Here is a 12,302-nt window from a genome sequence, read left to right as displayed (position 1 = left end):
AATCTTCGAATACGAGCTATAATATTTTTTTCATTACTTTCTTCTATTTCGCCTAGATCTTTTATTATAATTAATTCGTTTAAATCAGTAATTTTGGATGATGAAGATGTATGTTTATTAGGATGATTATTTGAAGAAGATGTTTTTTTAATTGTGTAATTAACTAATGCTCTACCCGGATGTTCTTTAGATTTAATAAATGCTGCATTGGCAGATGTTTTACTTTCAACTGTTAAATCAATTTGATTTAATTGAGGATTTAATCTTCGAATACGAGCTATAATATTTTTTTCATTACTTTCTTCTATTTCGCCTAGATCTTTTATTATAATTAATTCATGCAAATAAGCTTTTTTTTGTGTTGTTGGTTTTTCTTGTTTGACATTATTAGATATTTTATTATTATTAAAAGCATTAATTTTATATTTCGTAATAAAAATAAAAAATAAAAAAATAAAAAAAATATTTTAAATTTTTGAATTTATAAATTTTATCTTTTATCATAAATTTATATTTTGCTACCTTTACTTTATGTTTAGCAGAATATATAAATATAAATTAGATCAAAAATTAAAATGAATTGAATCAAAATAATTTATTAAAGTATTTTTTAAATTTATTTTTTTATTTTTTAGATAAAAAGACGCCTCCTCTATAGTAATCTAAATTTTTAAAAATATATCTAAAATATATTATATTAGAAATATTATAAAAAAATCAATATAATTAAAAAAAACTATTTATTTATTCAAATTAAAATAATTTTTATCAAAAAAATAGATAAAAAATGAAAATTTTTTATATCAATAAATTAAAATAATAAAATTATTCAATTAATTATTTATATAATTTTTAAAAAAAAGAATAGTGAAAAAACTGTTTTTTTCTAATATTTAAAACAATTTATTTTTTATTTATTATTTTCTCCTATTGACAAAATGCTTTTTAATTTATAAAATATATTTAATGTTTTTTTTGTAAAATTTTTTTTATAAATCAAACATATTTAACTTTTATTTTTTTAGAGATAAACATATTTTAAATAAATGAATCTTGAAATCTGTCTTATAAATTAAAATAAAAAGCGATAAATTAATTTTTTATTATAATACAAATAAAATATTTTATAAATAAATAATAATAATAAAAAAACATTTCATTAAATAGAAACTATAAAAAATTTTAGATTAATTTTTTTGATTTTTTTTCGCTTATTATTTCATAATTCAAAGTATTTTAATTTATGTTGATATTTTTAAAGATATTTCTCGGGAATAAGATACTTAAAAGACATAAAAAAATATTTTTTTTGATAGATTTTTTTTGAATAAAAAGAAATATAAAAGAATTAATAAAATTTTTTAAATTAAAATAGATATATAATTAAAAATTAAATAAAAATGCAGATTATTGATATGATATAAATATTTCAAGATTTTTTTAATAGTTAAAAATTATATAAAATAAAAATTAAAAGATAAAGAACAAAAAAAGACTTGAATAAGCGAATTAAAATGTTTATTTCAAACCATAAACAAGGTTTTTTTATTTTTTTTGCTATTTCTTGTTAATAGTCTTTTTTGAGTTTTATCTTTTCTTTGCTTTTTTAGAATAAAATATTTGTCGAAAGTAATATAAAAAATAAAAATATTTTATTATATTTAGAGACAAATTATTATTTTGAACCAAATATATACATTATTAATATATTTAGATTTTTTTCTATTGTTATTTTTTTATTCTATATAATGGATTTTAGTTAAATTTTCAATTTTTACTATTGTTTGAAATTTTAATTATTAGTTTGTCATTATAATAATTATTATTTTTTTATAAGTATAAAAAATTTTATTAATAAAAAATGATGTATTATAATTAATTTTTCAAAAAATAAAATATTAAATAAGGAAATGATCAAATGAATCTTGATAGTAAATACATTATTAAAATAAAAAATTTAAATAAATCTTTTCATAATAAACTAATTTTAAAAAATATTAATTTAAATATTGTAGATAAAGAAATATTTACTATTATTGGTTATTCGGGTTCTGGTAAATCCACTTTATTAAGATGTTTAAATTTATTAGAAGAACCGGATTTTGGAGAAATAATAATAAATAACGAAAATATTGTAAATAAAAATATAAATATATCTAAAGTTAGAACTAAAGTAGGTATGGTTTTTCAAAGTTTTAATTTATTTGAAGAAAAAAATGTTTTAGAGAATTGTTGTTTAGCTCCAATTAAAGTTTTAAAAATATCTCCGTCAGAAGCAGAGGAAATCGCTTTAAAAAAATTAAGATATTTTGGTTTAGAAAAGTTTGCATATAAAAATATTAAACAATTATCAGGAGGACAAAAACAAAGAATAGCAATCATTAGAGCTTTATGTATGGAACCAGAAATTCTTTTATTAGATGAACCTACTTCAGCTTTAGATCCAGAAGCTTCTGAAGAAGTTTTATCAGTATTAAAAAAATTAGTTTCACAAAAGAAAATGACTTTCGTTATTGTATCTCATGAAATTAAATTTGCTAAAAAAGTGTCTAATACTATTTGTTTTATGGAAGACGGTAACATAATAGAAAAAGGACCATCTAAAGAAGTATTTGAAACAAATAAATATCCGAAATCTAAATCTTTTTTTGAAGAATTTTGATCATTTTATTTTGATATTAAATAAAAATAATAATTTTTTTATTCATATTTTCTTAAATCCCACCTAATTAATAATATGTTTTTGTTAGATTAATAAAAATTATCTACAAAATAAATATTTTTTCAATTAAACAATTTAAAGAATATCAGATTTATATAATTTGTATATATAGTACTTTTGTATTTGTTTCAATGATATTAATTTTTTATATAAAAAACTAATTATATAAATTTTTTAGAAAGGAATAATTTAAAATTTATGAAGAATACAGAGATTATGAAGAAATATTTTGCTAAAAAATGGAAACGAAATTTATTGATTTTCTTTATATTTCTTCTTGTTATTTTTTTAAATCATTATGTTTTAAAAATGAATACAACAAAAAAAAAATATACACAAAATTCAATCGTTTTAGCAACTAATAATTTTACTCCTCCTTTCTCTTTTGATGGCGAAGGAACACTTAATGGAATAGACACGGAAAATGGTGAAAAAATTAGTGGTTCAGATGTTCTTTTGATGAAAGGTATAACTGACAAACTAAAAAAGGATTTAAGAATTAAAATTTATAATGTAGAAAGTTGTATAAACAATCTTGCTTCTGGACAAGTAGATGCTATTATAGGAATGTTAGATATAACAGAAGAAAGAACAAAAAAATTTTTAGCTATTCCGTATAGTAATGTGGATTTATCTATTTTAATTAGAAATGATCAAGATATTAAAATTCAAAATGTAAATAATGATGACACTACTATATCTTTAGGAGATTTAAAAAAGGTTAATGGTAAAATTAGATTATCTACCGTAACAGGTTCTAGCCATGACATTGGTAAAAATAAATTTGATAGTTTTGAAAATATAGATAAAAAAAATAATGGAGAAACAAATTTAGTTACTCGTGGACATTCTATTTATTGTGCTCAGGCAGTTGAACAAAAAGAAGCAGATGCTTTTATTTTGGAATATCCTGTTTTAAAAAATTTAGCCGAAAGCGAACAAAACAAAGGAAAATTTAAAGTTTTCAAATTAAATGATGATAGTTTAAAATTAAAGTCTTTAGGTATTTTTTTAAAAAAGGATGATAAAGGTGAACAGTTAAAAATAGATATCGAAACGGCCTTAAAAAAATTAATAAATGTTCCGAATGAAAAAGAAATAGAATCATTAGAAGATTATTGGTCATCTGAATATTCAACAAAAGCCCAAGAAGATTATAAATGTATACAAGAAAAAGAAAAAGAACAAATGCGAAAAAAATTTATACAAAGAATATTTCAAGAAATCCCTAAATATAAGCAAGGTTTTATTATTTCTTTAACAGTTGCTGTTGATAGTCTGTTTTTAGGTTTTATCCTTTCTTTATTTTTCTTTAGAGTTAAGATATCTGTTGAAAATAATAAAAAAACTCAAAAAAATATTTTAATGTATTTGCAAAAAATATTTTCTTTTTTAATCGACATCTTAATGAATATGTTTAAATCTGTTCCTATTATTGTTTTAGCTTTGTTATTTCATAGTGTTTTGGCTAAGAATTTTGAATTTTTCAAAACTTCTTTAAATGCTTTTTATGTTGCTATAATTGTTATTTCTTTAGGTACTACCATTAATTTTACCAATACAATGATGCATCATAATAAATTCTTGGATAAAGGACAAATAGAGGCAGCTTATGCTTTAGGGATGAATCAAAAACAAGTATTTAAAGAAATTATTTTTTCTCAAATTTTAAAAAGAACTATTCCTTCTATTAAAAATCAATTTATTATTAACATAAAAGAAACCACTGCGTTCTCAATTATAGGTTTAATTGATTTATTATGGTTAGCACAACGTAACGTATCTAAAACTTATGATGTAATAATACCTTTTGTAGTTGTCACTTTGATTTATATATTTTTAGTAAGTTTAATCCAAACAACAAGTAAATTTAAAATAACTAAAAAAAATAAAAATTTTTAAAAAAAATTGAATACATTGGTGCCAGGACCAAAAAAACGGAACAACTCAGATATATATTAAAAACCTAACTATTTATAAATTAGAAAGATTTGCCAATTTTTATAAAAATAATTAGATTTTATCTAAATTTAATTTTCGAATACCATTACAATTTTTAAAAATCAATAAAAATAACAAATTACAAGTTTGAAAAACAATAAAAAAAATACAACCAAATAAAACGGACGCACTGGATAAAAACATCAAAATAAGTTTAATCTTACAAATTATGACTTTAATCAATATTTTTTGTAGAACATAAAAATTAGCAATTTTAAAATATTAGTTAATATTATTTTATGTCTCATAAACAAAATAGTTAACTAATTTTAATTCATTTTAAAAACTATAATTCATTTTTGCCCAACAAATAATTATCTATTTTTGGCGCCTAATATAGTGTAAGGGTTTAAAATATTTTTTAAATTTATAAATTTTATTATTTTAAATTTATTAAAAAAATATTTATTAATTACTTTTTTTATAGCATAAAAAAATTTTTTGAAAAAAAGAAATTTTTTAAATTTTTTTTCATTTTAAAACTCCTTTGTGAGATTGATTTTCAACCGTTCCATCAAAAGGGAACCAATTAAGAAATCCTTATTTAAGTCAAACTATTTATTAAAAAAATGGTTTGGCTTAAAACTTAACTTAAAATTGTATAAATCAAATGGAGCTCAACCTTCTTTATTTTGAAAAGATAAGAAATTACCTATTAATTTTTAGTCTTAAAGAACAATTTTAAAATAAAAAGTTGTATGAAAAAACGAAATAGTTCAAGTATTTCCTAATGATATTGAATTTAAAATTTTACTGTAATTTTTAATATTACGAACTTCCTGAGTTAAAAAAAACTTTATCTCGTCTTCGAAAATAACTTCATCTTCTAAAATTAAATTAATAACATTATCTTTAACACTTTTCGAATTATCTATTTTTTGAAGATAAAAAGGTAATCGCCGAAAATACTATAAAAAAAATTTTATCTTCTAAACTAGCTTTAGAATAAAATAAATGAGCTTCTGAATAATCCAAAGTTTTTAATTTAATTTGAAAAGTTTTTCTACCATAAAAAGGTTCTATGATATGCAAATATATCTTCTAGCATTACTATATTGCTACCCAATAAAATTAATTTGATATTAGAATTTTGTAAATATTTATCGATAATATTTTGTAAAATAGACAAAATATCAGAATTACGTTTTAATAAATAAGAAAATTAATCAATCATAAGAATAATTTTTTTATATTGACTTTTTTTAGCTAAATATATAAAAAGATTCTCGTAATTACTAAAAGCAATAGGTTCTTGGAAATAAAAGGAAATCTTTTGACTTAGCCTTTGTAAATTCACATCTAAACCTGTTTCGTCAGCTACAAAATATATGGAAAATACATATTTTATTAATTTCTTTTAATAGTCTAGTTTTTATTATTTTTCTGCGTCCATAAATTAGACCAAAATAAAAATGATTAGAATTTATTTTTTCTTTTAAGATTTTTAATTCTTTTTGTCGACCGATGAACAAAATTTTAATCCTCCATAGTTGTTTGTAAAGAAACTATCTTATATTACACATTATATTATTTTTATCATTAGTATTCATTTTTATATTTTGAATGAATAAAGATATTTAAATATTCATGGTAGAAAATTAGTCATTAAATTAAAAATAAAATAAATATTTTTAGTTTTTTTATAAAAATGCAGTCTCTTTTTTAAAATTAGGGTTTTATAAACAATACTTAAAAATTCAAATTGTTATTTTTTTAATACCAAACAAAAGAGATGTTGAAAAATGAAATATATAAAAAAAATAATTTCAAATAACTATGTTTTAATGATAAATTAACTTCTTCTTTTTTAACAAGACAGTTTATTAACGCTTTTAATTTAGCGATAATTATTTTTATTTATCTTTTTTTCTTTTTTTAATGTAATTTATTTCATTGTAATATAATTGAACGAATTCAAATTGATTATCTTGGTGGTTTATTAGTTTGAATAGTTTTTTCATCTATATTTCGTAATGAATAACATTTTTATTTTCAATATGATATTTTTTTGCGGTGGATAAGCTTTATTAGGGATCATATGATCCTGAAGTTTGTAGTATTTGAATGTTTTTAAAAATTTTTTATCAATAAAATGAATTATTCCCAATAAATTAATAAGTCTTCATAATGTTTTTTTTGTTGATGTTTTTTATAATAAAAAAAGACTCTCATTTAAGAGAGTTTTGGTTGACTATGTAATGTTTTTAATTTTGTTTTTAATAGTTTGTGATGCTGACCCAAACTTTTTTCTTCAATAATTAATAATAACAAAAAAAGACATTTAATATCACATTAAAAGGTGTTTTATTATAATAACTTAATTAGAAAAATAAATTAAATAAATATAAAAAAAATTACAAAAACAAAGACTGAAAACGAAGATGTATTAATTGTTTTTTAATATGAACTTATTGATAAGAATGGAAAAACAGAACAACCCAAATTCAAAATCAATGTTTTTATAAATATCTTTATAATTTTATGAATTCTTTTTTTATCTTATAACAATTAGCTTAAACATTAATAATTTTTTGACTTAAAATTCATTTCTAAGGATATAGAGATCAGTGTTTTTTTGATAAATAATTTTTTTCTTATTATTAACTTTATTAATTATTATCTCTATTTTAATATAGAATCAAAAAATTTTAGTTAATAAAAATTATTCTTAATTAAAAAATAAAATTAAAATTTCAATTTATAAGGATTTATTTAAAAAAATTAATAAAAATTTTTCACAAAAATATAGATATTTTCTTGGTTAATGAATTAAAATTACTATATTTATAACATAATAAAATAAAAATATGAATAAATTATATTATTTTAAATAATAATATAATTTATTCATATTTTTTTATTTCAATATTTATTTTTCTTATATTTTTATTTTAAAAATTGATCTGAAAAAAATGAAATGATAAATTCCATATTTAATTTTTTTGGTTTAAGTAAACCTTTTTTATTTAATTGAATAAAATTATCTTTATACCAAACCATTAATTGTTTATAAATTGTAAAATTTAAATTATTTTTTATTTTATTTGAATTAACTTTTTGAAAGGCTATTTGATACCAAGATAAATTACTATTATAAGGTAGAAATTGTTTGATTTCCCATTGAATACAACATTCTAAAATCAAAAAAAAATTTATTTCTATCTCTTTATAAGAAACATTATTAGCGTAAAAAGAATGAAAAGTATTTACGTAATGATTTCTTTTGTTCATTTCAAAAACCCATTTATTTAAAGATAAATTAAAATAATTTCTTCCCATATCTAAAAAAGGTTGCATACCTTGATTTTTAATATTTTTATTTAAACAATAATCATACATGCCAAATTCTTTTCTTAAAGCGCATAATGCTAAATCGGGAGCATAAGGATATAATTGGTAAGGTAATATTCTCATTATATACTTTCTTTTTCTATATTTTTTAAATAAAAAAAATATTAAAATTATTTTATTTCTAAACTAAATAATCTTTTTATTATATATTTTATAATAATAATTTATATTTTTTTATTAATTTTCTATTAATAGAAAAAAGTCTATAGATTCCTAAATTAAAGATATTTTTTTAATAAAATAAAAATGATATTTAATTATTTAACAAATTAAGTTTTGAAATGAAGGGATAAATTATAATTATAAATTTAAGTATAATAACTTATTTTCATAATTATTAATTTTGTAGATTACTTTTTATTTAAATGAAAAATATTATTTAAATTTTTTAATATAATTAAATTTTTTATAAGCTTTAAGGATTTTAATTAGGGTTTTAACGGAAATAATACAGCAATAGAATAAAAAAAGAGATTTATAAAAACTAATTTCAATCTTAATTCATCTTCATACTTAGAACTTATTCTATTTCTACCCCCTTTTTTGTTTTCTTTATCTTCTTTCTTTTTTTATCTTTAATCATATTTTTATTATATTTTTTTTCCATATTTATAATCGTACATTTTGGATAAATTATAAAAAAGAAATAAAATAAAATTAAGAATAAGAAAAAAATAATAAAACAACTCATAAAAGAAATTCTTATATATTTTGAGTTTATTTTTATTAATTAGATATTTTTTTAAATCTTTTTCAAAATGATTTAATCTTCGGAATTATAACATGATTAATAAAATTATTTTTTACATAATTAAACTATTATTATAATCTTATAAATACTATTAAAGAAACTTTATTCAAAAAAAATCAAAAATAAAAACCAAAAAAATTTTGTTTTTAAGTTTGAATCGATAAAAATTATTGACAAAAAAATATCCTAATTATAATGTAAATATACTTATAAGTAAAAAAATTATAAACAAAAAAATTGATTTATATTAATAAAAATTATTCTGATTCATATTTTCAAATTAAATTTTGATATATTATATATCAAATATATATTTTTTTATTGTTGTATCTTAGGTTTTTTTATTTTTATTATGAATTTGAAATGTTAAAAAAATTTAAAATATTTTGAAAAAAGAAAATTAAGGTGTTAAAAAAATGCGTTCACAAAATAAAAAAGAAAATCCAATTTTATCTAATAATCAGAATATAATATGAAAATCAAATAAAAAAATATTTTAAAAAATTTTTTAAATTTTTCTTTGTTTCTTTGATTTTTATTTTTTTTCATTGTTTCTATTGTTTATTTTCGCTTTGATTCGTTTATCTATTCAAGATAAAAACCTAAAAAAACTAAAACAATCGTCTATTATCAATGGATTGATTTTAGCAGAGTTAGAGAATAAAAAAAATAAAATAGAAGACAAAATGAAAACACTTGACGAAGACATAAAAAAAATAAAATAAAATTTGAGAAAATATGAGTTAAAAGAAAAAAATGAAAAAAGAATTCCAAAATACTCAGGTAAAAGTCCTAGATATTGAAAGAGAAATCACAAATACTGAAGGCAAAATCAAAGTGAATAAAGAAGACATCGAAGGGACTGAAAGAGAAATCACAAATACTGAAAGAGCAATAACAAAGAATGAACCAAAAATCAAAGTGAATTAAGAAATCATCGAAAAAATTCAAGTAAAAATCACGAATACTAAAAAAAATCACAGAGAATGAACAAAAAATTTGAGAGACCGAAGAAGAAATTAAAAAGAATAAAGGAAAAACCCGAGAGGCTGAAGAAGAAATCCAAAGTACTCAAGATCCAGACAAAATTGAACAAATTCGAATTAATATTAATCCAAAGAGATATATAATAAATTCATCACAAGAAGAAAAAATAAAACATGAAAATTTAAATAAAGAACAAAAAAAAATTTAAACAAAGAACAAAGCAACTTAAAAAATTCACAAAAAGAACTAAATATATTAAATAAAACAAAACAAGACCTAAAAGATAAATTAGAAAACCTAAAAGATAATTTAACAAATTTAAAAGATAAATTAAAAATAAAATCAAAATATTTAACATTTTTTAAAAATATGAAAACATATTTAGAAAGAAATGCATTTTGATTCATCAAAAATAAACGATGATTATAAATCGAAGTGTTCTTTATACATAGAAAATCAAAAAAACAAAGTAAATGAATTAATAGAATATTTAGAAACTTCCGAACAACAACATAAAGAAAATCCAAATAATTTTTTAAAAAATTTAAAAATATTAAGCCAAAATCATAATAATGGTATTATAGTTGATTTAAATTCTTCAAAAGAAAATATTAACAATTCGTCAGAAACAATTTCACAATTAAATAACGAAATAAAGAATTTTTTAGAACAAAAAGAATTAGACAAAAATAAAATCAAATTTAGAAAATATAAAAAACTTATTTGAGTTCGAAAAAAAATATTTAAAAAACAATATTGATCCTTTTATACAAAAATCAAATTCAGAATCTTTAAAATCAAATTTAGATTCAAATGAAAACAAATCACAAAAAATATTCGATAATGATTTCATTTGTGATGAAAATAAATTTTTAAAAAAACAATCATATAAAATACTTAAAAATGAATTCAACAATAATATAAAAGTGAATAAAACAACTTTACATGAATTAGGCCATACTTTGGTATGTTTAGATCATATTCCAAATCAAGAAGAAATTACAAAAATAATAGAAAAAGTAACAATTGAACCTGAAGGTACTATTTTAGGATATTTAATGAAAAAACCCAATATAAAATTCAATAATTTTGTTGAACTAAAAATTAATTTAGGCGGACTAGCATCAGAAATGTTATTTTATAAAAATTCTAGTCAAACTAAAATTACCAAAGGATGTGATGATGATTTTTACATCGTAAAAGGATGTAGTGATGATTTTAAAGAAGTAAGAAAAATATTAAAAATATTAAAAGAACAAAATCCTAATCACTGGTCTCTAGAATTTAGAAAATATACTGCAGAATCAGAAAAAATTATTTCCAAAAATATATCACTTATAGAAGAAATGTTTAAAGAATTAATAGAACGAAAAACAATAACAACCGAAAAAAATTTACAATTATTTAAAGATTGGTATAAAAAGATAAAAAAATAAATTTTTCTATCTTTATTTTTTGTATATATAAATTTATATACAAATTTTATCGAAATGCTGATTAAAAAACCTTTTTTTGTTAAAGTTTGTTGAATTTTGAGTAATTGATAAACGGTGTTTTGATCGGAGTGAATGATACAAGGTTCTTTTAATTTTGGAAGTTTTTTAACCTTCAAAACAATCATTTAAAAGAAAACATTAACCTTATTTAAAAGTAAATGGATGCATTCCAACAAGAAACCCAAAGTAATTTTAAAAAAATTAATGAAAATATAGATAAATTAGAAGAAATGATAATAAACCAAAATAAATCCAAAAAAAAGAAAGTGAGTAAAATCATATGGCTAAAAAAAAACAAATAAAAACGTTAAAAATCAATCAAAAAACCATAAATCTAATAAAATAATTATCAAAAGAAAAACTTCAACTCTAAAATCATTATTGAAACTCAAAATAACAAAGAAAACTGGTTGTTTAAAATTACTAAAACTTTCTTTAATATCCTTATTTGGCGCATACCATTATTATTAATTGGCGGGGCAATTTATTGGACGCTTTTTAAATTCTTTCCTTAATTTTTAAACCAAATCACCGCTTTTACAGCTGATGCCGAGACTAAAAATAAAGTGTTATACGATATAAAGCTACTTAACCAATTCGTAAAGTTATTGAGTATATCTATAATAAAATAACAAGAAACGATAAAGATCCCAAACACACTCCTTATCTACAAAATAAATTAGTTTGTTCGGCTTTATTAAAAATATACGTTCAAATAAGTGCATAATAAGTCAAACTTTTTATTAAAAAAATGGTTTGGCTTATTTTTTTGTTTAAAGAAATTAGTCAAAACTAAAAAGGAGATTTAAAAAATGAAAAAAATTTTTAATTTACAAGAAATAATTAAATTTTTAATTCAACAACCTTATTTTAAGATTCGTTTATTTAATCAAAAAACCAATTATAACCTGGATAACCAAACTTTATATTTAAATTATTCGGATCTTTATGAAACAACAGTGCTTTTAAAAAACATTAAAAATCCACCTTTTAA

General features: G+C 18.8%; 11 protein-coding genes and 2 pseudogenes. 9 read left to right on the top strand and 4 right to left on the bottom strand.

Annotated elements, in window-relative coordinates; translation table 11 throughout:
* Nucleotides 1-344, bottom strand: a 344-nt coding sequence (locus M8044_RS02235; protein WP_273585430.1) for a hypothetical protein, incomplete at its 3' end; no start/stop codon positions are given.
* A 1,574-nt stretch (nt 345-1,918) separates the two neighbouring features.
* Between M8044_RS02235 and M8044_RS02230 the strand changes: the two genes are divergently transcribed.
* Entirely contained in the window at nt 1,919-2,662 is a 744-nt protein-coding gene (locus tag M8044_RS02230; RefSeq protein ID WP_273585429.1) for an amino acid ABC transporter ATP-binding protein, read from the top strand.
* A gap of 258 nt (nt 2,663-2,920) precedes the next feature.
* Nucleotides 2,921-4,624 carry a transporter substrate-binding domain-containing protein gene (locus M8044_RS02225; RefSeq protein WP_273585428.1) on the top strand — a complete coding sequence of 568 codons (1,704 nt, stop codon included), beginning with the start codon at nt 2,921-2,923 and terminating at the stop codon, nt 4,622-4,624.
* 966 nt (nt 4,625-5,590) lie between these two features.
* On the opposite strand, the gene M8044_RS02220 is transcribed toward M8044_RS02225, so the two are convergent.
* A complete protein-coding gene (locus tag M8044_RS02220) occupies nt 5,591-5,755 on the bottom strand; it encodes a hypothetical protein (RefSeq protein ID WP_273585427.1) in 165 nt (54 codons plus the stop codon).
* Between the two features lie 1,854 nt (nt 5,756-7,609).
* The gene (locus tag M8044_RS02215) at nt 7,610-8,137 is read right to left on the bottom strand and encodes a hypothetical protein (RefSeq protein ID WP_273585426.1); all 528 of its coding nucleotides are present in this window, start codon (nt 8,135-8,137) and stop codon (nt 7,610-7,612) included.
* Between the two features lie 1,260 nt (nt 8,138-9,397).
* Here M8044_RS02215 and M8044_RS02210 point away from each other — a divergent pair.
* From M8044_RS02210 to M8044_RS02195, 4 genes are all read left to right on the top strand, one after another.
* Entirely contained in the window at nt 9,398-9,550 is a 153-nt protein-coding gene (locus M8044_RS02210; RefSeq protein ID WP_273585425.1) for a hypothetical protein, read from the top strand.
* A gap of 31 nt (nt 9,551-9,581) precedes the next feature.
* A complete protein-coding gene (locus M8044_RS02205) occupies nt 9,582-9,755 on the top strand; it encodes a hypothetical protein (RefSeq protein WP_273585424.1) in 174 nt (57 codons plus the stop codon).
* A gap of 448 nt (nt 9,756-10,203) precedes the next feature.
* Nucleotides 10,204-10,539, top strand: coding sequence for a hypothetical protein (locus M8044_RS02200; protein WP_273585423.1), 336 nt, complete (start codon nt 10,204-10,206; stop codon nt 10,537-10,539).
* A gap of 199 nt (nt 10,540-10,738) precedes the next feature.
* Nucleotides 10,739-11,248, top strand: coding sequence for a hypothetical protein (locus tag M8044_RS02195; protein WP_273585422.1), 510 nt, complete (start codon nt 10,739-10,741; stop codon nt 11,246-11,248).
* Between the two features lie 44 nt (nt 11,249-11,292).
* Here the strand turns inward: M8044_RS02195 and M8044_RS02650 are convergent.
* Nucleotides 11,293-11,418: pseudogene (locus M8044_RS02650) on the bottom strand (IS3 family transposase); the annotation flags it as partial.
* Nucleotides 11,419-11,466: 48 nt separating this feature from the next.
* On the opposite strand from M8044_RS02650, the gene M8044_RS02190 reads away from it, so the two are divergent.
* From M8044_RS02190 to M8044_RS02180, 3 genes and pseudogenes are all read left to right on the top strand, one after another.
* Complete coding sequence (locus M8044_RS02190; protein ID WP_273585421.1) at nt 11,467-11,610, top strand: hypothetical protein; 144 nt, start codon at nt 11,467-11,469, stop codon at nt 11,608-11,610.
* A 40-nt stretch (nt 11,611-11,650) separates the two neighbouring features.
* Nucleotides 11,651-11,990 (top strand): annotated as a pseudogene (locus M8044_RS02185) (hypothetical protein); the annotation flags it as partial.
* 130 nt (nt 11,991-12,120) lie between these two features.
* Nucleotides 12,121-12,302: hypothetical protein (locus M8044_RS02180; protein WP_273585420.1), on the top strand; the 182-nt coding region annotated here is incomplete at its 3' end.

It is taken from the genome of Columbia Basin potato purple top phytoplasma (assembly GCF_028595955.1).
Classification (GTDB): domain Bacteria; phylum Bacillota_I; class Bacilli_A; order Acholeplasmatales; family Acholeplasmataceae; genus Phytoplasma.
This window is presented reverse-complemented; position numbering and strand designations above follow the sequence as displayed.